Origin of the sequence: Lysinibacillus sp. FSL W8-0992 (assembly GCF_038008685.1) — a bacterium.
Classification (GTDB): Bacteria; Bacillota; Bacilli; order Bacillales_A; family Planococcaceae; genus Lysinibacillus.
The window spans coordinates 1,610,685-1,634,298 of sequence record NZ_JBBOZQ010000001.1 but is presented as its reverse complement, the minus strand read 5'-3'; the positions used below and the strand labels follow the sequence as shown (position 1 = coordinate 1,634,298).

Annotated in this window: 21 protein-coding genes; 1 reads left to right on the top strand and 20 read right to left on the bottom strand. The window is 39.3% G+C overall.

Annotated elements, in window-relative coordinates; genetic code table 11:
- Positions 1-84: 84 nt before the first annotated feature.
- From NSQ74_RS07920 to NSQ74_RS07840, 17 genes are all read right to left on the bottom strand, one after another.
- Positions 85-1,449, bottom strand: a complete 1,365-nt coding sequence (locus tag NSQ74_RS07920; RefSeq protein ID WP_340822548.1) for an anti-sigma factor family protein — start codon at positions 1,447-1,449, stop codon at positions 85-87.
- Positions 1,430-1,969, bottom strand: coding sequence for an RNA polymerase sigma factor (locus tag NSQ74_RS07915; RefSeq protein ID WP_340822547.1), 540 nt, complete (start codon positions 1,967-1,969; stop codon positions 1,430-1,432). The genes NSQ74_RS07920 and NSQ74_RS07915 overlap by 20 nt, the downstream gene beginning before the upstream one ends.
- A gap of 861 nt (positions 1,970-2,830) precedes the next feature.
- Positions 2,831-3,298, bottom strand: a complete 468-nt coding sequence (smpB, locus tag NSQ74_RS07910) for an SsrA-binding protein SmpB (protein ID WP_340822545.1) — start codon at positions 3,296-3,298, stop codon at positions 2,831-2,833.
- 57 nt (positions 3,299-3,355) lie between these two features.
- Positions 3,356-5,809 carry a ribonuclease R gene (rnr, locus tag NSQ74_RS07905; RefSeq protein WP_340822544.1) on the bottom strand — a complete coding sequence of 818 codons (2,454 nt, stop codon included), beginning with the start codon at positions 5,807-5,809 and terminating at the stop codon, positions 3,356-3,358.
- 38 nt (positions 5,810-5,847) lie between these two features.
- A complete protein-coding gene (locus NSQ74_RS07900; RefSeq protein WP_340822542.1) occupies positions 5,848-6,594 on the bottom strand; it encodes an alpha/beta hydrolase in 747 nt (248 codons plus the stop codon).
- Positions 6,595-6,774: 180 nt separating this feature from the next.
- On the bottom strand, positions 6,775-7,002 hold the full coding sequence (gene secG, locus NSQ74_RS07895; RefSeq protein ID WP_173479464.1) for a preprotein translocase subunit SecG: 228 nt from the start codon (positions 7,000-7,002) through the stop codon (positions 6,775-6,777).
- A gap of 593 nt (positions 7,003-7,595) precedes the next feature.
- Positions 7,596-8,888 carry a phosphopyruvate hydratase gene (eno, locus tag NSQ74_RS07890; protein ID WP_340822541.1) on the bottom strand — a complete coding sequence of 431 codons (1,293 nt, stop codon included), beginning with the start codon at positions 8,886-8,888 and terminating at the stop codon, positions 7,596-7,598.
- 2 nt (positions 8,889-8,890) lie between these two features.
- Entirely contained in the window at positions 8,891-10,432 is a 1,542-nt protein-coding gene (gpmI, locus tag NSQ74_RS07885) for a 2,3-bisphosphoglycerate-independent phosphoglycerate mutase (protein ID WP_340822540.1), read from the bottom strand.
- Positions 10,425-11,186 (bottom strand): triose-phosphate isomerase, encoded by a 762-nt coding sequence (gene tpiA / locus NSQ74_RS07880; protein ID WP_340822539.1) that lies wholly within the window; start codon positions 11,184-11,186, stop codon positions 10,425-10,427. Before tpiA ends, gpmI begins: the two co-directional genes overlap by 8 nt.
- 17 nt (positions 11,187-11,203) lie before the next feature.
- A complete protein-coding gene (locus NSQ74_RS07875) occupies positions 11,204-12,388 on the bottom strand; it encodes a phosphoglycerate kinase (protein ID WP_340822537.1) in 1,185 nt (394 codons plus the stop codon).
- A gap of 350 nt (positions 12,389-12,738) precedes the next feature.
- On the bottom strand, positions 12,739-13,755 hold the full coding sequence (gene gap / locus NSQ74_RS07870) for a type I glyceraldehyde-3-phosphate dehydrogenase (protein ID WP_340822535.1): 1,017 nt from the start codon (positions 13,753-13,755) through the stop codon (positions 12,739-12,741).
- 37 nt (positions 13,756-13,792) lie between these two features.
- Complete coding sequence (locus NSQ74_RS07865) at positions 13,793-14,821, bottom strand: sugar-binding transcriptional regulator (RefSeq protein WP_340822533.1); 1,029 nt, start codon at positions 14,819-14,821, stop codon at positions 13,793-13,795.
- Positions 14,822-15,052: 231 nt separating this feature from the next.
- Positions 15,053-15,175, bottom strand: a complete 123-nt coding sequence (locus NSQ74_RS07860; protein ID WP_255313811.1) for a hypothetical protein — start codon at positions 15,173-15,175, stop codon at positions 15,053-15,055.
- 313 nt (positions 15,176-15,488) lie between these two features.
- On the bottom strand, positions 15,489-15,725 hold the full coding sequence (locus NSQ74_RS07855; protein ID WP_340822530.1) for a glutaredoxin family protein: 237 nt from the start codon (positions 15,723-15,725) through the stop codon (positions 15,489-15,491).
- A 304-nt stretch (positions 15,726-16,029) separates the two neighbouring features.
- Positions 16,030-18,306, bottom strand: a complete 2,277-nt coding sequence (locus NSQ74_RS07850; protein ID WP_340822529.1) for a S9 family peptidase — start codon at positions 18,304-18,306, stop codon at positions 16,030-16,032.
- A 402-nt stretch (positions 18,307-18,708) separates the two neighbouring features.
- Positions 18,709-19,476, bottom strand: a complete 768-nt coding sequence (locus NSQ74_RS07845; RefSeq protein ID WP_340822528.1) for a TPM domain-containing protein — start codon at positions 19,474-19,476, stop codon at positions 18,709-18,711.
- Complete coding sequence (locus NSQ74_RS07840) at positions 19,476-20,057, bottom strand: LemA family protein (RefSeq protein ID WP_340822527.1); 582 nt, start codon at positions 20,055-20,057, stop codon at positions 19,476-19,478. The genes NSQ74_RS07845 and NSQ74_RS07840 overlap by 1 nt, the downstream gene beginning before the upstream one ends.
- Positions 20,058-20,217: 160 nt before the next feature.
- On the opposite strand from NSQ74_RS07840, the gene NSQ74_RS07835 reads away from it, so the two are divergent.
- Positions 20,218-20,832 carry a spore coat protein gene (locus NSQ74_RS07835; RefSeq protein ID WP_340822526.1) on the top strand — a complete coding sequence of 205 codons (615 nt, stop codon included), beginning with the start codon at positions 20,218-20,220 and terminating at the stop codon, positions 20,830-20,832.
- 50 nt (positions 20,833-20,882) lie between these two features.
- Here NSQ74_RS07835 and NSQ74_RS07830 read toward each other — a convergent pair whose 3' ends face one another.
- The 3 genes from NSQ74_RS07830 to NSQ74_RS07820 all read right to left on the bottom strand — a co-directional run bounded on the left by NSQ74_RS07830 (position 20,883) and on the right by NSQ74_RS07820 (position 23,192).
- On the bottom strand, positions 20,883-21,605 hold the full coding sequence (locus tag NSQ74_RS07830) for an amino acid ABC transporter ATP-binding protein (protein ID WP_340822525.1): 723 nt from the start codon (positions 21,603-21,605) through the stop codon (positions 20,883-20,885).
- Positions 21,602-22,306: an amino acid ABC transporter permease gene (locus NSQ74_RS07825; RefSeq protein ID WP_340822524.1), complete on the bottom strand. Its 705-nt coding sequence runs from the start codon at positions 22,304-22,306 to the stop codon at positions 21,602-21,604. Before NSQ74_RS07825 ends, NSQ74_RS07830 begins: the two co-directional genes overlap by 4 nt.
- A 91-nt stretch (positions 22,307-22,397) precedes the next feature.
- On the bottom strand, positions 22,398-23,192 hold the full coding sequence (locus NSQ74_RS07820; RefSeq protein ID WP_340822523.1) for a basic amino acid ABC transporter substrate-binding protein: 795 nt from the start codon (positions 23,190-23,192) through the stop codon (positions 22,398-22,400).
- Between the last annotated feature and the right edge of the window lie 422 nt (positions 23,193-23,614).

Genomic DNA, 23,614 nt, shown 5'->3' with positions numbered 1-23,614 from the left:
TTTATAGTTCTATATCAACTCCTAAAAAGCAGAGCAAAAAACACCTTTTTAAAAATAATAAAGGTGTTTTTTTCATCTAAGCTATTATCGTACCTCCACACGAATTGGTTCATCAAAGTAAACATATTTTAATTCTGTTTGACCGTAAAGGATAAATGAATCTAATTTAATCCCCTTATCGAATGTGATTGTTGTATACTTTTTTTCTTTATCTTCTCGGATTTCACCCGTATCCCATGCTGTTTTATTATTCACTGTAATATGCCAGTCTTTAATTGTCGTTGCCTTTGCGTCTGATGAAATTTCAAGACGTTGGTCGGGTAAGAGCTTCACTTCATATACTGTATCTTTATAAGTAAATGTGTAAGGTAATTGATCCACTGTTAGCGGGTGTCGGACATTCGTCGGCAGCTCATACTTGGCACCAGTCACAGCTATATAGCCTCCTTCTCTTACGCTTGGATAGGCACTAATCGTTTCAGTATGAGCGTAGCGATCATTTTGAGTATTTATATTATCTTCAGGCATCGAGCGTTTTAATTTTTGTCCATCAGCGTCAATAACGTCATAAAGTATTTGTGCATTATAGCCTGCATAAGCTTCCTTTTCCTTTAACGGTAAATCAGCTGTATACTTTTCTACTTGTTGCTCTACAAAAGTTGCCATTTCCTCCGTAAATTTTGTTTCAAATTTGAAGAGAGAGTTCTGTGGTCCATGTTGTGCACGGATAAAGTTTACGTCAACGCCTTCTTTCTCAAACGTGGAATGTAGTGTAATGGTCTCTGTTTGGGCTAACAATTCCTTGCGATCAATCGGTACTTCCAGCGTCCATGGTCCATCCTCGTCATAAATGTGTTGGTAGTTAAATAGAAGCTTAAATTCATCATGTGTGACATTAAATAATGGGAATTCATAGGTGATTTCATTTGCTGATTGATCTGCAGCGTAACTTGCTGCTTCGCTTTTCCCGTTTGGTAGCACGAGTGCAACATCACCCTTCGTTGATTCATTAAAGAACATTTCCTTGCCACTATAGCCAGATGTAGCTAATGTTACTGTTATGAAAGCATCTGTTAGCTTAACGTCTTTTACTTTTATCGTAATAGGCGTAGAACTAGTTACAGGCTCCTGCTGCACAGTCGAAATTACTAGAAATAATAATGCGGCTGTGACGAATGCGGCTGCTACAAAAGTTGCTCGCCAGCCGCGCTTTTTTGTAAGAGAAGTCTTTTTCTTTGGTAATTGATCCATCACTTGATCTGTAAATGAATCGTCAATATGCACTGCAGGAAACAGGGAGCTTATTAGCTGTTCTGTTTCAAGTTGTTCATCCAGTAATGCAGAGCAGGTTGCACATGATTGAATATGCTTGTCCATTTGCATCATTTTGTTATCGTCTATTCGTCCGTCGATAAAATCGTGCATTTCTTCAGTTGATAAGCAGTTCATTATTAATCTCTCCCTTCAACATAGCGTTTCTTAGCCGTTTTTTTGTTCTATGCAGTCGGTTTCGTACTTCCGATATTGGAATATTAAGTGTCTCAGCGATTTCTTCGTAAGAGCAATTACTAGCATACTTCAGGACGAAAACTTGGTACGTTTTGTGTTCCAATGTTTTAAGCCATTGTTGAAGCAACTCGTTCTGTTCTTTTTCGATTATTAACGATTCAGGTGTTTCTAATGAGGGCGTTTCCTCAATTGGTGTCGGATCTTCCTTATGCTTCCTTTTAAAATCAATCAGTTGATTAATCGCGATACGAAAAAGCCATGCCTTAAAAGATCCCCCTTTAAAATGAAGTAAGTTTTCATAGCATTTGATAAATGATTCTTGTGCAATATCTTTCGCCAATTCCTCGTCATTCGTTTGATATGTTAAATAGCTGACAAGTGGCTGCTTATATGTATCAACAATGATGCGAAATGCTTGTTGATCCCCGTCTATGATTTTTTGTATCAGCTGCTCATCCATGAGACCCACCTCCTTACATTAAAAACGTAAAATCTTTAGAAAAATCTCACCTGCGTGGAAATATATTTTGAAATGAACGTCGAAACATTCTTTTTATTGGGTTTTAATTGTTCTTGCTCCGCGGGATTCTCTCCTCGTTTCGCGGAAATATCTCCTTGTTTCGCGGAATCCTTACTTTACTTCGCGGAATTAACCTCCTGCTTCGCGGAATAAACTTCTATTTCGCGGAATTCTCCCCTTGCTCCGCGGGGATTCTCTCCTCATTTCGTGGAATCTCCCTCGCTTGGCGGAAATATCTCCTTGTTCCGCGGAATTACCTCCTCATTTCGCGGAATCCTCACCTTATTTCGCGGAATTACCTCCTCGTTTCGCGGAATTACCTCCCCTTACTTCTCGGAATTACCTCCCCGTTTCGCGGAATCCTCCCCTTGCTCCGCGGAATTACCTCCCCGTTTCGCGGAATCCTCACCTCACTTCGCGGAATCACCTCCCCGTTTCGCGGAATCCTCCCCTTACTTCGCGGAATTACCTCCCCGTTTCGCGGAATTCTCCCCTTACTTCGCGGAATTACCTCCTCGCTTCGCGGAATCCTCACCTTATTTCGCGGAAGTACCTACAGCGTGGTAGGCGATACTTTTTAATTGGAGCGGAGGGCGGGCGACTCCTGCGGGAACGCACGCATAGTAAGACGCAACAATCCGCGCGTAGCAAGGGTTGCGGCTTACGTTGTGCTCGCGGAAAGAGCACGCCCGTAGCGGAAATCTCCTCCGCTTCACAGATAAGCCCGTGCCCGTAGACTTCACCTTGCTCCCGCAATAAAAAAACTCACCACAACAAGTGGTGAGCTCCTCTCTTAATCTATCAATATTGATTTTTTGCTTTGAAGGTACGTTCCATTTCGCGTTTTGCTTCTTTTTTGCGCATGTCGTCGCGTTTGTCGTAGTCTTTTTTCCCTTTGCCGACGCCGATAAGGAGTTTGGCATAGCCATCTTTAATGTACATTTTTAAAGGGATGATTGTGTAGCCGTCACGTTTGACAGCACCTACTAGTTCGCCGATTTGCTTTTTATGTAGGAGCAATTTGCGGGCGCGTAGTGGGTCGTGGTTGAAACGGTTACCTTGGTCGAATGGGCTGACATGCATGTTGCTAATCCATGCTTCGCCGCTTGTGATTCGAACGTAAGAGTCTCGTAATTGGACTTTACCTGCACGAATGGCTTTAATTTCTGTGCCTGTTAGTACCATGCCCGCTTCAATCGTTTCTTCGATGAAGTAGTCATGCCCTGCTTTTTTGTTTTGTGCTAATACTTTCCCAGTACCTTTTGCCATCTTGTTCACCCTCAATTCAAAGGTTGAGCAGGACTTAGCCTGCTCACGCTGGATTTTTTATTTACGTTTTGTTTTTTTCTTTTTGCCTTTTTTGGCGATGCCTTCGTAAAACTTTTGCTTTTGCTTTACGCCTTTTTTAGGGCCTGGGCTTGAGCTATCTTTTCGTTGGCCACGTGGATCACGGTCACTTCCACCGCGTTCTCTGCGTTTCGATGAGTCACCATTGCTTTGTTTTTCATCGTCACGGCGACCTCTTCCACCGCCTGAACCTGAACGACTGCTACGGCTACTGCGCCCATCTTTATTATCATTATAATTTTTACGCGCATGAATGACTGTAGGTGTTGCTTTTCTTGTTCTTCCATAAGAAGTTACCATTCCTACGATTTCAAAGTCAATCGATGACTCTTCGATAATAACGTTTGCGACGCGTACTTTTACTTCATCACCGATGCGGAATTGGCGGTTCGTACGTTCCCCAATCATAATCATTTGGCGATCATCGAAGCGATAATAATCGTCGGTCATATTGCTAATGTGCACGAGGCCTTCAATCGTATTTGGTAGCTCGATAAAGATACCGAAGTTCGTAACAGAAGAAACAATGCCTTCGAACTCTTCGCCGATTTTATCAGACATATATTGTGCTTTTTTCAATGCGTCTGTATCACGTTCTGCATCGACTGCACGACGTTCGCGTTCTGATGTGTGGTCGGCAATTTCATCCATTGCCATCGACCACTGTGCAACCGTTTCTTGCGACGTGTCTTTATTAATTAAATACGTGCGAATTAAACGGTGAACAACTAAGTCAGGATAACGACGAATTGGTGATGTGAAATGTGTATAGAAATCAGTCGATAAACCGAAGTGACCGATGCTTTCTGGATAGTACTTCGCTTGTTGCATTGAGCGTAGTAGCATCGTCGAAATAACTGGCTCTTCAGGCATGCCTTCAATTGCTGCTAAGACATCTTGCAATGCTTTTGGATGCACCGTATTGCCTGTACCTTTAATTAAAATACCGAAGTTCGTTACGAATTCAAAGAAGCGTTGAAGCTTTTCTGGCTTTGGATCTTCGTGAATACGGTATAGGAACGGTACATTCATCCAATGGAAATGTTCTGCAACAGTTTCGTTGGCAGCAAGCATGAAATCTTCAATTAATTTCTCTGCTACAGTTCGTTCACGTATTTCAATATCTACTGGCCATCCATCTTCATCGACGATCACTTTCGACTCTTTAAAATCAAAGTCAATTGCCCCGCGTTGCTCACGTTTAAGGCGTAAAATTTTTGAAAGCTCTAACATATGTTTAAACATCGGTACAAGTGGCTCATAGCGAGCAATTAGCTCTTCATCTTGTTCCTCTAAAATTTTGTAAACATCTTTGTAAGTCATACGCTCTGTCGTTTTAATGACACTTTGGAATATTTCATGCGCAATGACATTACCATTGCCATCAATAATCATTTCACACGATAACGTTAGGCGATCTACCTGTGGATTTAAAGAACAAATACCGTTCGATAGTCGATGCGGAATCATCGGAATAACACGGTCTGTTAAATATACACTTGTCGCTCGGTCATATGCTTCAATGTCTATTACAGAGCCTTGTGTTACATAGTAGCTGACATCTGCAATATGTACGCCAAGCTTGTAGGTACCATCTACATTTTTCGTAACAGTTACCGCATCATCTAAATCTTTTGCATCTGCACCATCAATTGTGACAATCGTTTCATGACGTAAATCACGACGTCCCTCTAAATCAGCAGGAGAAATTTCATCTGGCACTCGTTGTGCAGCAGCAACGACTTCTTCTGGGAACTCTGGTGGAATATCGTGCTTATATAAGATCGATAAAATATCGACACCTGGGTCATTTTTATGTCCTAAAATTTTTGTAATATAGCCTGTTGCTGATTTTAAATCTTCTGGCCATGTCGCGATTTCAACGACCACTTTGTGTCCATCAACAGCACCTAATGTATCGCCTTTCGCGATGAAAATGTCCATTGGTAGTTTTTTATCGTCCAATACGACAAAGCCGAAGCCTCTATTTGCTTGGAATGTTCCAACAAATGACGTTTGGCCGCGTTCTACAACTTTTGTGATTGTACCTTCGCGGCGATCGCCAAATGATTCCTTTAACACACGAATAAGTACTGTGTCGCCATTAATGGCACCATTTACTTCGTGCGGTGGAATAAAGACATCATCCATACCCTCAACATCAGGTGCGACAAAGCCAAATCCTTTTGCGTGGCCGATAAATTTACCACGCAGTAAATTCATGCGCTCTGGTAAGCCGTAACGATTCGAGCGTGAGCGTACAACTAAGCCCTGCCCCTCCATTCGCACGAGCGTTTTAACAAGCTCCTTAAATTCTTCTGCATCCTCAAACCCAAATTCGTCTTCAATTTCTCCAACGGTTAAAGGTTTATATTCTTCTTCACCGAAAAAATCGAGTAATCGACTTTGTAGTGAATCTTTTTTGTCCGTCATACTAATACCCTCCCTCATGTAAAAATCCTAAATCATTTTTAGTGTGCCCAATTTAAGCCTTCTAAAAAACGATAAATATCTTCATGTAATTGATCTTTTTCTTGATCTAATGTTATAACGTGCTTTGAGTTTTCATACCATTTGATGTATTTTTCTAGTGACTCAGTTTGATTATATATAATGTTGGCAGATTCTGTCTCTATTACCTCATCATTTGTCGCCTGTACGACAAAAATTGGGGCATAAATCATATCTATTTCTTTTCGAGTCTGCACAATAAACTCACGTAGTTGTTGTAATGATGGCATACCTTTTTCAGCGATTAACGACACTTCCGCATCTATTTCTGTGTCGGTTTTGCCTTCAAATTTTTTGTATTCTTTTGCATATTTCAATACGCCTTCAAACATTACGTCTGTAGTTCGCATCGTCATTGGTGCACACATTGTCACAATGCCCTTTACAGGATTGTTTAGCGCTACATTTAAAGCCATCACACCGCCAAGTGATAGGCCTGCTACGGCAATTTCCTCATAGCCAGCATCTTGTAATTGTTGGTACGCAGCTTTGACATCTTGCCACCAATCAGCTGGTCCTGTTGTAATGAGTTCTTCAGGTTGCACACCGTGCCCTTTATAATGAGGCGCTAATGTAGTATACCCTTTTTTCTCTAAATATCTACCAAGCATACGCACATCTGCAGAGCTACCTGTAAATCCGTGTAATAATAACACTGCACGCGGACCTGCTTGAAAGAAAAATGGCTGAGATAATGATTTGTTCATGGCAAGTTCTCCTTCACTGTAAAACATATTCACTCTATTATAGCCATATCCATTATACATTGGCGTAATTTAGCATCTTTCATACGTATAAAATCTACATTATTCGTCTAAGTTCATCTATGTACTGAAAATAAAAGAAAACGCCCAACCATTCTAGGTTAGGCGGAATATCTTCAACTATTATATTTTTGCAATAGCGATTGCTAAAAGAAAGAATAAAATTGATAAAACAATTGTTGCACGGTGAAGAATTAAATCCATACCACGTGCTTTTTGCTTTCCAAATAGTTGTTCAGCTCCACCCGAGATGGCACCTGACAAGCCTGCACTTTTACTAGATTGTAATAAAACTACGACAACCAATGCTAATGATACGATAACTAAAGCTATTAATACTGCTGTATGCATCCACTGCACCTCCCGAACTTTGAAACATCACAACACACAATATTATAACAAATAAAGGTTCCCATGACAAACACAGATTACAAAATGGTATTACTTTTCCAAATACTATGTACAATACATAAATTAAAAAGTAGAAGACCCACTCTACTCTACTGATATTATACAAAAAAATATAGAAATATTTCAAATCCAAAATGCAGTGCCTGGCACCCAAACAATTTTGAATTTTTCTGCCTTTATACTCCTGCTTAGAACACCATGTAACACGCGCTTTCCGCGGGCTTTGCGACTTACAACATGCCTGCGAAAAATCTAAAGTGCCAGGCACTCACACAATTATACCAGTGAAGGGCGGCGACTTCTGCTCCGAACGCACGCATAGTAAAACGCAACAAGCCACACTCTAGCGAGGGTTGCGGCTTACGATGTGCCCGCGGAAAGCCTCCGCCCGCAACGGAAATCAACGTTGTAGCACTCTCCGTCTCAATTACGCGCTCAGCTTATTCATTTACTAAAAAAAATTGCCTCGAAAAGCACATCCATGCTTTCGAGGCAATTTTCATCAAAGGGACTGCTAGTTGCTAGCCGTTCACTTATTTTAAGTTATAGAAAGTTTTTAAACCAAGATATTCAGAAGTTGCACCAAGTTGATCTTCGATGCGAAGAAGTTGGTTGTATTTTGCAACGCGGTCTGTACGAGATGGAGCACCTGTTTTAATTTGACCAGCGTTTGTCGCAACTGCGATATCAGCGATCGTCGCATCTTCTGATTCACCAGAACGGTGAGAAATAACTGCTGTGTAACCAGCACGTTTCGCCATTTCAATTGCTTCAAATGTTTCTGTTAACGTACCGATTTGGTTTACTTTAATTAAAATTGAGTTACCAACACCTTGCTCAATACCAGCAGATAATTTTTTCGTATTTGTTACGAATAAATCATCTCCTACTAATTGTACGCGAGCGCCAATGCGGTCTGTTAATAATTTATGACCAGCCCAGTCGTTTTCGTCTAAGCCGTCTTCGATTGAGATAATTGGGTATTTAGAAGTTAACTGTTCGTACCAGTCCACCATTTCTTCAGAAGTTTTCACAACGCCTTCACCATCTAAATGGTATTTGCCATCTTCTTTGTTGAATAATTCAGAAGACGCAACGTCCATTGCTAATTTCACTTCTTCACCAGCTTTGTAGCCAGCTTTTTCGATTGCTTCAAGGATCACTGTGATAGCTTCTTCGTTCGAACCAAGGTTTGGAGCGAAACCACCTTCGTCACCTACAGCTGTGTTGTAGCCTTTATCTTTTAATACTGCTTTTAAGCTATGGAAAATTTCAGCACCCATACGTAATGCATGACGGAAGTTTTCTGCACCAACAGGCATTACCATGAATTCTTGGATGTCCACGTTGTTATCCGCATGTGCACCACCATTTAAGATGTTCATCATTGGTACTGGTAATTGTTTTGAGTTGAAACCGCCAAGATATTGATAAAGAGGTACATCTAAATAATCTGCTGCAGCATGTGCAACTGCCATTGATACACCTAGGATTGCGTTAGCTCCTAGTTTACCTTTGTTTTCTGTGCCATCTAGCTCGATTAAAGCTTTGTCGATTACTACTTGGTCAAGAACTGAGAAATTACCTTCTAATTCTTGTGCAATAATTGTGTTGACATTTTCGATTGCTTTTAATACACCTTTGCCAAGGTAACGTGATTTGTCACCATCGCGTAATTCTACCGCTTCGTATTCACCTGTAGAGGCACCTGATGGCACGATTGCACGACCAAAAGCACCTGATTCTGTAAATACTTCAACTTCTACTGTTGGGTTCCCACGTGAGTCTAAAACTTCGCGCGCATAAACTTGTGTAATAAATGGCATAATTAATTCTCCTCTTTTTCGATAAGTGATTTACCTGTCATTTCAATAGGTTGTGACACCTCTAATAATTCTAACATGGTTGGCGCTAAATCGGCTAAAATGCCACCATTTCTTAACATTAAATTTGCTTTCGTCACAATTACTGGAACAGGGTTTGTTGTATGAGCTGTCATCGGATTTCCTTCTAACGTTACAACCTCGTCAGAGTTACCGTGGTCAGCTGTAATAATAGCTGCTCCGCCTTTTTCAAGCAGGGCATCTACTACTTTCCCTAGACATTCGTCGACAACTTCGATTGCTTTAATTGTTGGCTCTAACATTCCACTATGCCCCACCATATCAGGGTTCGCAAAGTTTAGAATGATGCCATCAAATTTGTCAGCTGCAATCGCTGCAAGCAATGCGTCTGTTACTTCATAAGCACTCATTTCAGGTTTCAGATCGTATGTCGCAACTTTTGGAGAAGCGATCAAAATACGTTCTTCACCATCGAATTTCTCCTCACGACCGCCACTCATAAAGAATGTAACATGTGGATACTTTTCTGTTTCTGCAATACGAAGCTGTGTTTTGCCATTAGAGGCTAACACTTCACCAATCGTATTTTTTAAGTTGTCATTTTCATAAGCAACTTGTGCGTTTACTTCATCACTATAATGTGTAAACGATACGAATTTTACATTTTGTGGATGTTTTGCTGATAAGGTAAAACCGTCAAATGACGTATTCGTAAATACTTTCGATAATTGAATAGCACGGTCAGGTCGGAAATTAAAGAAAATAACTGCATCATTATCTTCAATTGTCGCAACTGGCTCTCCATGTTCCTGGATGCTAAATGGAATAACAAACTCGTCAGTTACTTCACGCTCATAGGATTCTGTTACGCCACCTTTTGCACTTTCCGCCGTTTGTCCAACCCCATCAACGAGGGCATTATATGTTAATGCTACACGATCCCAACGTTTGTCACGATCCATCGCATAATAACGTCCATGGATTGAAGCAAATTTACCAATGCCAATCGAAGCCATTTGTTTTTCAGTTTCTTCAATATAGCCGATAGCTGTTGTTGGTCCAACATCACGACCATCTAAAAATGCATGCACAAATACTTCGTCAAGCCCTTGTTCTTTTGCTAGCTTTAGCAGTGCAAACATGTGCTCATAATGGCTATGTACACCGCCATCTGATAGTAAACCCATGACATGTAGCTTTGATTGATGTGCTTTAACGTGTGCTACCGCATCTAAAAATGCTTGATTCGTAAAGAAGTCTCCTTCGCGAATCGATTTATTTAAACGCGTTAAGCTTTGATACACGATACGGCCAGCGCCGATATTTAAGTGTCCAACTTCAGAGTTCCCCATTTGACCGTCTGGCAACCCTACTGCCTCACCTGAAGCTGTTAATGTTGCATGCGGGAATTGGTTCCAAAAGCGATCAAAATTTGGTTTCTTTGCTTGAGCAACTGCATTCCCAAAAGTTTCATCACGGAATGCAAAACCATCTAAAATAATTAATGCTACTGGCTTTTTAGGCATTTGCTGCCGCCTCCAATAATTTTAAATATGAATCAGCTTGTAAGCTGGCACCACCGACTAGCGCTCCATCGATATGCTCTTTTGACAATAATTCTTTAATATTATCAGGCTTTACGCTACCGCCATATTGAATACGTATAGCTTTTGCTGTTGCGTTATCATATAATTTTTCAACAACTGCACGAATGGCGCCACATACTTGGTTGGCATCTTCTGCTGTTGCTGTTTTCCCTGTGCCGATTGCCCAGATAGGCTCATAGGCAAGAACCATATGCTCCACGTCCTGTGCGGCAAACCCTGCAAGAGCTGCTGTAATTTGACTAGCTACCTTTTGCTCTGTCGTACCTGCCTCACGTTCTTCCAGTGTTTCACCACAGCAAATAATTGGTACGATATTATGTGAAAGTGCTGCTGCCACCTTTTTATTGATAGCCTCATCTGTTTCGTTATAATATTCACGTCGTTCGGAGTGTCCTAATATCACATAATCTACCTCAACGCTCGCAAGCTGCGCCGGGCTAATTTCACCTGTAAACGCACCTTCATTTTCGTAATGCATTGTTTGAGCACCGATGGCTAGTTCAGATTCACTAGCGACCTGCACAAGTGTTGGTAGAAAAAGTGCCGGTGCGCAAATAACAGCATCTACTTTGTCATTGGAAGGAAGATTATCCTGCACGCTATCGACAAACTGAATTGCCTCTTCAAATGTTTTATACATTTTCCAGTTACCTGCAATAATTGGTTTACGCATCGTTATGCTCCTATCTATTATTTATCGTTTAATGCCACAATACCAGGAAGCTCTTTGCCTTCCATTAATTCAAGTGAAGCGCCGCCACCAGTAGAAATGTGGTCCATTTTATCAGCTACTTCAAATTTTTCTACTGCTGCTGCGGAATCTCCGCCACCAATTACAGTATAGCCAGCAGTTGCTGCCATCGCGTCTGCAACAGTTTTCGTACCATTTGCAAATGGTTCTAATTCAAAAACGCCCATTGGTCCATTCCAAATAATTAATTTTGAATTTTGAATAACTTCTGCGTAGCGAGCAGCTGTTTTTGGTCCAATATCAAGACCCATCCAATCAGCTGGGATAGCATCTACATCGACAACTTTAGTCTCCGCATCTTTTGAAAATTCATTGGCTACCACTGCATCAATTGGCATATGTAACTTCACGCCTTTTGCATGTGCTTTTTCAATGAACGATTTTGCTAGTTCAATTTTATCTTCTTCTAATAAAGATTTACCGATATCATGCCCTTGCGCTTTAATGAAGGTAAATGACAGACCGCCACCAATAATTAAGTGGTCTACCTTTTCAAGTAAGCTCTCAATAACGCCGATTTTATCTTTTACTTTTGCACCACCAATAATAGCAGTGAAAGGACGCTCAGGATTTGATAATGCTTTACCTAGCACATCCAATTCTTTTTGCATAAGGAAGCCTGATACAGCAGGAATGTGTTTCGCAATACCTTCCGTTGAGGCATGTGCACGGTGAGCAGCACCGAATGCATCGTTAACATAAACGTCAGCTAGTTTAGCAAATTGTTCTGCAAGTGCAGGGTCGTTTTTCTCCTCACCAGCATGGAATCGTACGTTTTCCAGTAGAACGATATCGCCGTTTTGCATATTCGCAACAGCTGTTTCTACTGCTTCACCGATTGCCTCATCCAATTTAGTAACAGGTTTAGCTAAAATTTCTGCAAGGCGGATACCAACTGCAGTTAAACGCATATCTTCTTTTACTTCGCCTTTTGGACGACCTAAATGAGACACTAAAATAACTTTTGCGCCTTGTTCAACTAAATATTCAATCGTTGGAATGGCTGCGCGGATACGTGTTTCGTCTGTAATTACCCCATCTGCCATCGGTACATTAAAATCGACACGTACGAAGACGCGCTTACCTTTTACATCAATATCTTTCATTGTTTTCTTATTTAACATGAAGAAACCCCCTTCAAAGTTTTGTAGTACGGACATAATAAAATGTGCTCCACCCATCTTGGCTTTACACACTTTGGACCAAGTTAAAATATACCTTTATTAGCTTTTATAGTAGCAAAAGTAACGTTCGGTGTCTCGTAAAAGACAAGGTGACTACTACCAGTTTGCACAATAGCAAGTCATCCATATTTTATCCAAGATATTTGTATTTAAAAAGGAGTAGGGTAAACGTCCCCTACTCCTATTACCCTTGTTTATTATATCTTTTCGATATTATAAAGGCTATACTTTTTGTGCGTAAAAAGCCGTATTATGTCACACTTTTTACTTCAAATTGCGAATTATGACACTTATTTATGATTTAATCCTTGTTGTGCGATATATAATGCAAGGTCCATTAAACGAGTAGAGTAACCAATTTCATTATCGTACCAAGCAAGAACTTTCACCATGCTATTTTCTAAAACCATTGTTGAAAGGCCATCAACAGTTGAAGAGTTATGGTTGCCATTATAATCAATTGATACTAATGGTAGTTCATTGTAGCCTAAAATACCTTTTAGCTCATTTTCTGAAGCCTCTTTTAAAGCCGCATTAATCGAATCTTTTGTTACATCTGCTTTAAGTTCTACAACTAAATCCACACATGATACGTTCGGTGTAGGAACACGCATAGAGAATCCATCAAGCTTACCTTTTAATTGAGGTAATACTTTAGAAACGGCTACTGCTGCTCCTGTTGTTGTTGGAATCATTGACACTGCCCCTGCACGTGCACGACGTGGATCAGAGTGCGGGAAGTCAAGGATACGTTGATCGTTTGTATATGAGTGAATTGTTGTCATCATACCGCGTTCAATGCCAAATTTCTCATCTAAAATTTTAGCTACTGGCGCTAAGCAGTTTGTTGTACAAGATGCATTTGAAATGACATCATCTGTTTTTGGATTGTAATCTTCATGGTTAACACCCATTACGAATGTTGGCATATCGCCTTTAGCTGGTGCAGATAAAATCGCTTTTTTAGCACCTGCTTCAATATGCTTACCTACCTCTTCCATTGAGCGGAAGCGACCTGTACATTCAAGTACAACGTCTACACCAAGCTCACCCCAAGGTAATTGTGCTGGGTCTTTTTCAGCGTATACTTTAACCGTTTTTCCATTCACTACGAAAGAATCTTCATCTGCATTGACTTCAGCATCATAAATACCGTGTACAGAATCGTATTTTAATAAGTGTGCAAGTTGACCAGCATCTGTTAAGTCATTCACTGCAACTACTTCAAACTCATCATGTTTCATTGCTTCACGAAATACTAAACGTCCAATACGACCAAATCCATTAATTGCTAACTTTAATGCCATTGTCAATTCCTCCAATAATGTTTTATTGATTTATTTTTTACAGTAAACGTTCAGCGATTGCTTTCGCAGCAGCTTCATCTGTTATAAAAATCGTCTGCTTCGGCGCTACCTTAAAGTAAGATAGCATTGCATTCACCTTTTGTTTTCCTGCTGCAACCGCAATAATATGCTTACATTTTTCAACTTGTTCAAGTTGAATTCCAATTGTACGAATACGATGTACAATTTCTCCTTCGGCATTGAAATAATAGCCGAATGCTTCACTAACAGCACCCTTTTCCTCTAGAATACGTAAATCTTCGACCGATGAATTACGACGAATCGCCATTTCTTCAGCAGAGCCAATACCATGAATAACGCAATCAGCGCGGTCATAGTAAGCCATTATTTCTGTAACCATTGGCTCCATTAACATTGCCTGATATGCCTGTTCACTTAAATGCTCGGGTAAAAACAATGTACGGTACTGTGCTTCCATCTGCATAGCAAATGTTGCAACGAGTGTATTAGCCTGCATTTGCATTTCATGTCCGATACCACCACGAGCTGCAACAAATGTTACATTGTGCTGACCGTCAACTGGTTGTAAAAACTGCGCTAGCGAAGCCACTGACTTTCCTCCAGTAACAGCTACTACTTGCTCATTAGCAATAGTCGAAAGAAATTGCTGTGCCGCTTCTTTTCCAAGTAGTGTTAATACGGTTTCATCATCGTTATAATCACCTGGAACAACTAGCACATGCTGTAGCCCTAAATGGTTTTCGAGCGTCTTGCCAAGCTGCGTTAGACCAGACCATTCGTAAACTAATGCTCTAAGCTGTTCAATAACTAATTCACCATCACTCGTACATACCATACCCGACTTTTGGGAATCTAATAACCCTTGATCACGTAAAATATCTGTTTCTTTACGGATTTCACGTTCTGTCATCTTAAGTGACTCCGCTAGTGTTCGTCTCCCAATTGGTTGCATTAACTGAACCGATTGCAAAATACGGTATCTCGATTGTAGAAGTGGATTCATTTCTGGAAGTAGTCTTTGCTGTGCCTCAGGTACAGTTAACATCTATATCTACTCCCTCTCACTTTAATGGGACAAATATCAACCCACTATACTAAATTGTGTCCCACTTGTAATTTTATTATAATATGCTTTAAGAAAAAGAGCAAGTAAATAATGGTATGGGTTGCTTTTACACACTTTATACGCTATCAACATAAGGTTTGTAAAAAAGCGTTATTTATAAAAATAAAAAAATCCCGCAACCAATTTATTTGGCTGCGGGACTGCATGTTTTTATTTAGTGAAAGATAATACGGCGTTTTTCTTGAAACCTGCTAAAGCTTTTGTTGCTTCCGTTTTGTTTGTGTATTCAAAAATACGAACGTCCTTTTGTTCAAATACTGTAATAACCCACATAGTCAAATCTCCCTTTAAGTTTATTTTTGTAATATAACAACCACGTAATAATGTGATACTTTTGATTAACTGTTTTATAACAACCTCTTACTTGATTCCTATTCTACTCCAATTTTTTCAAAAATAAAGCTTTGTGTGAAGTTCTTCACAAACTGTTCATATTCATAACGCTTTCATTGAACAATTTGTGAATAACGTGAATTACAGGTTTAATTATATAATAGAAGAAAACAAGAAAATCCGCGCTTCACGAGGTGAATAACGAATTTTTTAAGTGTTATATTTTTTTAATTTTATAGATTAGATACATCGGTTATTCACTGCACAAATGCTCCATCAATGTTGCATAGTCTAGATTGCCATACTGTATGACTTCTCCATCCTTTTCTACTACTGGTATCATCAACATATATTTTTCGTGTACTGCATCGTCTTTTTCTATATCGATGACGTCGATTGAGAAGCCTAGTTCTTCTTGAACAAGCTTTAATGTACGTAATCCTTCTACACAAAGCTCACAATGCGAACGACTAAAAAAAGTCACGTTCATTTACACACAACCCCTTCCTATTTAGGTGCCAGGCACTCAAACAATTCTGAATTCTCATGCCACTCCTATTAAAGTTTACCAAGTAAAGTAAAACACAACAAACCGCGCGCTCGTGAGGGTTGTGGCTTAGAGCGCTGAGCGGAAAGCGAAGTGGATTTCTACTATTTAGGAGCTGCTCATTAAGTGCCAGGCACTCAAACAATTTGAGTGCCTGGCATACCTGGGCCCGCGGAAATCGATGGCTTATAGATATTTAAATGAAAAAAGACTGTGCAAGTAAAATTTCTGCACAGCCTCATTATCGTTATTTTTTTAAATGACTATCAAAGAATTTAACCATTGCATTATAGAATTCAATGCGGTTTTCTTCGTTTTGGAAGCCATGTCCTTCATTTTCTTTCAGCATATACTCGACATCCACACCTCTTGCACGTAATGCTTCAACGATTTGATCAGATTCTGCCTGATTTACACGCGGATCATTTGCACCTTGCGCAACAAATAATGGTGTTTTAATTTTATCAACATGGAAGACTGGTGAAACTGCTGTTAACAGTTCTTTGTCTGTCTCTGGATGCCCTACACGCTCATAGAACATGTTACGCATAGTTTCCCAATATGGAGGGACTGTATCTAGCAATGTGAAAATATTCGATACGCCAACATAGTCAACTGCTGCTGCATATAAATCAGGTGTAAACGCAATACCAGCTAAAGTTGCGTAACCTCCAAATGATGCACCATAAATACCAATGCGGTCAGGGTCAGCAATACCTTGATCAATTGCCCATTGAACGCCATCTGTAATATCATCTTGAATTTTCAGACCCCATTGCTTATTACCAGCTTGTAAAAATTCTTTTCCGTAACCCGTAGATGAACGGAAATTCACTTGTAACACAGCATATCCTCGGTTTGCAAGTAGCTGTACTTCTGGGTTAAAGCCCCACATATCACGAGCCCATGGACCACCATGTGGATTCACGATAAGCGGTAAGTCTTTAGCCTCTTTGTTTTTCGGTAATGTTAAATAACCGTTAATTGTCAGACCATCACGGCTCTTATAAGAAACTGGATGCATTTCTGCAAGCTCTTCTGATTTTAACCAAGGGCTTAATGTTGCTAGTTCTGTCATTTCATCTGTAGTTGAATCATAGTAATAATATTTGCCGTACACAGTGTCACTAGACACGCTGACGATGAATTTTGTCATTTCTTTATTGTAGTCGTTGATGCCTAGTTCGCTTTCTTCAACACCTAGCTTATTTTGAATTTTGCGGAATAACTGTTCAAATTTCTCATCGAAGAATTGGTAATGTGCTTTATCTGTTACATATGCACCGTATAAAATTTTATCTTGCTCACTACTATATAATACACCCGCTACGTCTACTTCTTCATTAGACATAATGACTTCTTCGTTACCTTCAAGATCATATTTCACTACTTCAACTTTATCTCTGCCTTTATTAGAAGTTGCGTAAATATGCTTATTATCTTTAGAGAACGCAAGTGGCGTTACTTCATCGCCCGCTGCCATTTCAATAAATGGCTTGAATTCGTCTTTTTCTGTATCACGATATAGAATCATACCTTCTACACCATCTGAAACAACTGCTATACGAATATTACCATCTCGGTCAGCTAACCAATCTGCGATGTTACCAGGATTTTTTGCAACATGTTTTGTCTCGCCTGTCTTTACATTTAGCTTGTACACATCGAATACCGTTGCATCTTCTTTATTCATCATAATTAAAATCTCATCTTTAACACCTTGTAATCCACTTAATACCCCTACTGTTACACCTGGATAAGGCGTTAAATCTTTTTCTTCTTTTCCATTAAATGTAGAAGAATAAATGTGGAAGTTTTCATCTCCACCTTTATCTTTGGCATAAAGCAATGTATCATCTTTCCAGAAGAATCCAGAAATATCACGATCTTTTGAATTAGATACACGAACAGGTTCACTATCATCATTCATTTTTTTCACGAACACATTTGAACGGTTTTCCCATGCTGAAGCAAACGTAATGTAATTACCATCTGGTGAAAGCTGATAGCCGAAGTTTCCTGGATTTTTCATAAAATCCTCTACAGAAATTTCTTTAACACCTTCGTTACTTGCACCGTTTTTTAAACTCTTAAATGTAGTAAATATTTTAGTAGCGTCTTGTTTTGAAATTGTTTCACTATTTTCTGAAATACTATTAAATAAGCCTAGCTTATTTGCTTTTTCCAGATAGTCTGCTAGTGTTACTTCTTTTTCTTCTTTATCAAGAGCTCTTACTAAAATTCGTGCAGCTTCATTACGTTTAATCGAACTACTTAGGTTTTCTAATTCTCCGTCTTTAACCCACTTATTAATTACTTCTTGACGCATTGATTCTGAGCCATGTTGGAATGTTAAAGATGTTACAGCTAAATCAAGAAATTCTTTTGCTGTTAGGCGCTCCTCTTGTGCAATAGTAGTATTGCTAGTTTCATTAGCAGCTCGTACTTCCTGTACTGAAACAGGATAAACAACAGATGCTGTTAAAATGACCGCTAAAGATGCTGATAAAAATCTTTTTTTCAAAGTAATTCCTCCTTATATCAGTGTTCGTTATATCGTTTGTCGATACAATGAAATTATAACAAAATTAGTTAATTTGTCAATAATTGATAATACTTATTTATTTATCCTTTTTACCCAAATGAAAAGGACCCTCCAATTAAGGAGAGTCCTTTAATAAATTGTTTCGGTGCCTGACACTTAAACAATTTAGTCCTTCTAAAACGGAAAAATCCACTTCGCTTTCCGCGGGCACGTTGTAAGCCACAACCGTCGCTGTCTCGCCGTCTGTTGTGGCTTACTTTGCGTGCTGTTCCCGCAGGAGTCTTCGTGGATTTTTTCTTAGTTAAGTTTTCAGAATTGTTTGGGTGCCTGGCACTCACACAATTGGCACTCACACAATTGCGTTCAATCATTCCCACTCGATTAAAACTTTCGGCTGGCGCCGCCGCCGGCAGATGATCCACCGCCGAAGCCTCCAAAGCCTCCGCCTCCGCCACCTCTGCCAAAACCGCCTCCAAAGCCTCCACCAAAACCTCCTGGATAACCTCCCCGTCCCCTTGAACGTGGTCCGCCTCCGCCATTTGAGAAGATAATGAAAACAAGAACTATTATAACGAGTAATACAAATAGCCAATTGGGCATCGATTCATCCTCCACTGCTTGTGCTGGCATCTCACCGTCCCAATTATATTCTTTTGCTACAGTTTGAAATAATTCGGCATATGTTGCTTGAAATGCTTGATCGACTTCACCGTTACTCGCGTATGGATAAAAAGCATCGTCTAAAATACGTCCTAATTTCCCATCCGGTAACGCACCTTCTAGACCTTGGCCAACAGCAATAACTACATCATTATTTCCTTGTCCTTGCCCAAATGTAGCCAATAATAGGACACCATTGTTTTTCTTTGCATCTCCAATGCCCCATGCACGAATTAATTTCGTTGCATACATTTTAGCCTCTTGCCCTTGAATGCTATCCACCGTTACAATCATTATTTCTGCACCTGTACCTTTGTCTAATTGCTCTGAATAATGATTGAGTTCTTCCTTTACAGAAGTTGAAAGCACATTCGCAAAATCATGAATGTACGTATTTTTCATTGGTGTAGGCAACTGTGCTAGCGCACTATTAGCTGTTACAAGCCACATTAAACAAGCAACTAAAAACGTTACTGTCAAACGTTTCATTATTGTTTACCTGAATCACTAAAATCAACTGCAGGTGCTTTTTCAGCTCCGGCTGCTGCCTTAAAGTATTCCTTTTGTTCGAAGCCAAACATACCTGCGATAATATTACCTGGGAAGCGTTTTACTTTTTTATTAAAGCCTTGTACTTCATTATTATAATCTTCACGTGCTACTGCTAATCGATTTTCAGTCCCCGCAAGTTCATCCATTAATTGACGGAAATTTGCATCGGCTTTTAAATTCGGATAATTTTCTACGACTACAAGCAATCGACTAAGTGCACCGTTTAATGCATCATTGGCACTCGCTTGTTCCTCTGGTGTTTGTGCGTTCCCCATCTGTGCACGAGCCTCTGTAATGCTGGCAATGACTTCTTGCTCATGATTAGCATATCCTTTTACAGATTCCACTAAATTCGGAATTAAATCATAGCGGCGTTGTAGTTGATTTTCGACTTGAGCCCACTTCGAATCCACATTTTCTTCCGCCGTCACAAGGCCATTATATTTTGGAATAAATAGTAAAGCTAATACAGCTAAAACAATGATAATTATTCCCACAGGTCCAAGTACTTTTTTCAATTTTATATCCTCCCTTAACTTTCTTTTCTTATACCTCTAATGTGTTACAAAAAAACATCACTATGCTAAATATATGCAAACGGATTTATATCGTATGAAACAGGACTAACAAGACATACTAAAAACTGCAACAAACTATACAATTCAGGAGGCGTTTTTTTTGTCACAATCTTTTTATAATGAATCAAATGATGCAACAACACCTAACCAACAACAAAGCCTAAATCATGGTGGCCACGAAGTTATGGACATGCATGAAACAATTGGCGAAATAATCGCTGGACTAAACCTATCCATAATTTTACGTCCGCAAGTAAAAGATCCAGAACTACTTAGCATTTTGGATAATCAATATAATTTCACACTCGGTATGTACAATACGATTGTGGAATCATTTAAAACAGGGCATGATCCTTCCGTTCCAACTGGTCGCTATGAAATGCAGACAGGGAACAACTTCCAATATGGCATTAAGCCCTCTCAGCCGAAAAAGCCAATGCAAAATGCAAGTGAGATAAATGATGAAGTTATATCTGGCTTCTTACTTGGTGCACATAAAGGTTCAGCTAAATGTATGACTGCAGCAGCGACAGAAACAACAAATCCAGTTGTTCGCCGTGTTGTTGCTGATAGTATTCCCAACTGTATCGAGATGGCATACGAAGTATCTATTTACCAAAATAAGCATGGCTATTATCAAGTGCCACAATACACGCAACAAGATATGCGTGCAATGCTTGATGCCTATGCGACAACTACAAATCCCCTCCATTAAATGCAAAAAACCATTCATCGCTTTCGCTTTGAATGGTTTTTCCATTTTCATTATAGAACTTTTCCTAAAAAGGCCTTTGTACGCTCATTTTTCGGGTTGCCAAAGATGTCTTCTGGTGTCCCTTCTTCTACAATATAGCCACCATCCATAAACACAACACGATCTCCTACTTCTCGTGCAAAGCCCATTTCATGTGTCACTACAATCATTGTCATACCTTCAGATGCTAGATTTTTCATAACATCTAATACTTCTTTCACCATTTCTGGATCAAGTGCTGAAGTTGGTTCATCAAATAAAATAGCTTTAGGTTTCATCGCTAATGCTCTTGCAATCGCTACGCGTTGTTGTTGTCCACCTGAAAGCTGCTCAGGATAGTTGTAAGCCTTACTATCTAGACCGACTTTTTGCAGTAGCTCATGGCCAAGTTTCTCTGCATCCGCACGATTCATTTTTCGAATTTGCATTGGAGCCATTGTTACATTATCAATTACATTCATGTGAGGGAACAAATTAAATTGTTGGAATACCATACCGACCTCTGCTCGTATAGCATTTATATTCGTTTTTGGTCCATTTACCTTCACATTCTCTATATAAATTGCTCCATCCGTCACTTCTTCTAGCATATTAATGCAACGTAAAAAAGTACTTTTCCCTGATCCTGATGGTCCAATTACACAGACAACTTGCTTTTCATGTATTTCATAATCGATGCCCTTTAGCACTTCTAATTTTCCAAAGTATTTGTGTAAGTTTTCAATTCTAATCATCTTGCTTCTCTCCCTTCCGCTTTACGAGGGACATAGCTATTGCTGAATCGTTTTTCAATAAATGCTACTACTTTTGTTACACCATATGTTAAAACCAAGTATAGTAATGCAGCTACAATATACGGTTCCCAGAAACGGAAGCTCGCACCTGCCACAACTTTACTTGCATATAAAATATCTGGCGCTGCAATAACCGTTACTAAAGAAGAGTCTTTTAATAATGCAATAAATTCATTACCAAGCGGTGGAATCATACGTCTAAAAGCCTGTGGTAAAATAACTTTTTTCATCGCTTGATTGTGTGTTAGGCCAAGCGAACGCGCTGCTTCCATTTGTCCTTTATCAATGCTTTGAATACCCGCACGGAATATTTCTGCATTATAGGCTGCACAGTTTAATACTAGTGCGGTAATACCTGACACCATATATCCTAATGAATGGCCAAAAATCGTTGGGATAACCGCTAAATGAATTAATAAAATTTGCACTAGCATTGGTGTTCCACGGAATAAATCTACATATAGTTTACATGGCCAGTAAATAAACTTATTTTTAGATACTTTCCCTAAACCTAACAGTAAGCCTAAAATAATACCACCAAAATAACCACTGAGCGTTAAGATGATTGTTATACCAATACCACGGATAAACATATCACGGTAGTTCCAAACTATGTCCCAGCGTAAATCAAAGATGTCCATTAGAACCCCTACTTTCCCTATCAATTTCTCTACTAAATACGCTAATAAATCAAATGTGCCGCTAGCATGATTAGGCTAACGGCATCATCCATTACTTAAAGTCCTTACCAGTAATTTCTTTTAATTTACCATTGTCTTTAATTTTTTGTAGACCTTCATTTAATAGGTTTAATAATTCCGTATTGCCTTTTTTCACCATAAAGCCGTAGTATTCTTTTTCAAATGCATCATCTTCAATTACTTTAAGTTTTGCTTTTGGGTTAGCTTTAATATATTCATAAATAACTGCATTATCGCCAATTGTTGCATCAACGTTACCGTTTAACATTTCTTGAATAGCAACAGGTTGGCTTTCGAATGCCATAATGTTTGTGCTTGCATCACCTTGTAATTTTTTTGCAGCCATATGACCAGTTGCATTTATTTGTACTGAAATCTTTTTATCTTTTAAATCTGCTAATGAAGTAATATCCGAATCCTCTTTAACTACGATTAATAATTGAGATTCATAATATGGCTCTGTAAAATCAAATGAAGCCTTACGTTCTTCATTAATAGTAATACCCGATGCACCGATGTCTGTTTCACCATTTTTAATTGTTTGGAATACAGGCTCCCAACCAATGTTTTCCCATTCCACTTTAATGCCCATTTCGTCTGCAATCGCTTGCAAAATATCGACATCTAATCCTACAATATTCCCTTTATCGTCAATCGATTCAAATGGTGCAAAAGTAGCCTCTGTACCTACCTTATAAACTTTATCCTTGCCGCCGCCACCAGAACCTGCGTCGCCAGATGATGCATCATCTTTTGCACCACAGCCAACTAGCACAAGCGTAAATGCTGCTACAATCATCAATAACGTCCAAAAACGTTTTTTCATAATTTTTCCCCCTAAACAATTAATATTTTCCGACTAATTCATTTTTATCAATTCGGAAATGTTAGACTATTAGGTCAATTATAGTGTCAATAGAGTTGATATACAATACGATTTCGCATAAAAGTGATTATTTTTTCATAATAATGAATTTTACTATACAGAACGAAGAGAAATTATGTAATAAAAACAATATCTATGTCTTAAAATGTATACTTATGCAATTCTAAGATGATTTTTATGCTAATTTTAGATATTTTTGCCCACAAAAAAAGAATCCCCTCAGATAGGATTCTTCTTTTGGGCTAGCATGCTAGCCTCACGATCAGTATGTTCACTAAAAAACTTTTTGGAGTTCTTGCTTTTGATGGTTTAGAAAGGAATAAATATGGGAATAGTGCCTAAGGGACAGATTTCCACCATAT

What these genes read in the sequence shown, in the direction of transcription:
- NSQ74_RS07920 (WP_340822548.1), bottom strand. Translation starts at nt 1,449, where the DNA reads ATGAACTGCTTATCAACTGAAGAAATGCACGATTTTATCGACGGACGA.
- NSQ74_RS07915 (WP_340822547.1), bottom strand. Translation starts at nt 1,969, where the DNA reads ATGGATGAGCAGCTGATACAAAAAATCATAGACGGGGATCAACAAGCA.
- smpB (WP_340822545.1), bottom strand. Translation starts at nt 3,298, where the DNA reads ATGGCAAAAGGTACTGGGAAAGTATTAGCACAAAACAAAAAAGCAGGG.
- rnr (WP_340822544.1), bottom strand. Translation starts at nt 5,809, where the DNA reads ATGACGGACAAAAAAGATTCACTACAAAGTCGATTACTCGATTTTTTC.
- NSQ74_RS07900 (WP_340822542.1), bottom strand. Translation starts at nt 6,594, where the DNA reads ATGAACAAATCATTATCTCAGCCATTTTTCTTTCAAGCAGGTCCGCGT.
- secG (WP_173479464.1), bottom strand. Translation starts at nt 7,002, where the DNA reads ATGCATACAGCAGTATTAATAGCTTTAGTTATCGTATCATTAGCATTG.
- eno (WP_340822541.1), bottom strand. Translation starts at nt 8,888, where the DNA reads ATGCCATTTATTACACAAGTTTATGCGCGCGAAGTTTTAGACTCACGT.
- gpmI (WP_340822540.1), bottom strand. Translation starts at nt 10,432, where the DNA reads ATGCCTAAAAAGCCAGTAGCATTAATTATTTTAGATGGTTTTGCATTC.
- tpiA (WP_340822539.1), bottom strand. Translation starts at nt 11,186, where the DNA reads ATGCGTAAACCAATTATTGCAGGTAACTGGAAAATGTATAAAACATTT.
- NSQ74_RS07875 (WP_340822537.1), bottom strand. Translation starts at nt 12,388, where the DNA reads ATGTTAAATAAGAAAACAATGAAAGATATTGATGTAAAAGGTAAGCGC.
- gap (WP_340822535.1), bottom strand. Translation starts at nt 13,755, where the DNA reads ATGGCATTAAAGTTAGCAATTAATGGATTTGGTCGTATTGGACGTTTA.
- NSQ74_RS07865 (WP_340822533.1), bottom strand. Translation starts at nt 14,821, where the DNA reads ATGTTAACTGTACCTGAGGCACAGCAAAGACTACTTCCAGAAATGAAT.
- NSQ74_RS07860 (WP_255313811.1), bottom strand. Translation starts at nt 15,175, where the DNA reads ATGTGGGTTATTACAGTATTTGAACAAAAGGACGTTCGTATTTTTGAA.
- NSQ74_RS07855 (WP_340822530.1), bottom strand. Translation starts at nt 15,725, where the DNA reads ATGAACGTGACTTTTTTTAGTCGTTCGCATTGTGAGCTTTGTGTAGAA.
- NSQ74_RS07845 (WP_340822528.1), bottom strand. Translation starts at nt 19,476, where the DNA reads ATGAAACGTTTGACAGTAACGTTTTTAGTTGCTTGTTTAATGTGGCTT.
- NSQ74_RS07830 (WP_340822525.1), bottom strand. Translation starts at nt 21,605, where the DNA reads ATGATTAGAATTGAAAACTTACACAAATACTTTGGAAAATTAGAAGTG.
- NSQ74_RS07825 (WP_340822524.1), bottom strand. Translation starts at nt 22,306, where the DNA reads ATGGACATCTTTGATTTACGCTGGGACATAGTTTGGAACTACCGTGAT.
- NSQ74_RS07820 (WP_340822523.1), bottom strand. Translation starts at nt 23,192, where the DNA reads ATGAAAAAACGTTTTTGGACGTTATTGATGATTGTAGCAGCATTTACG.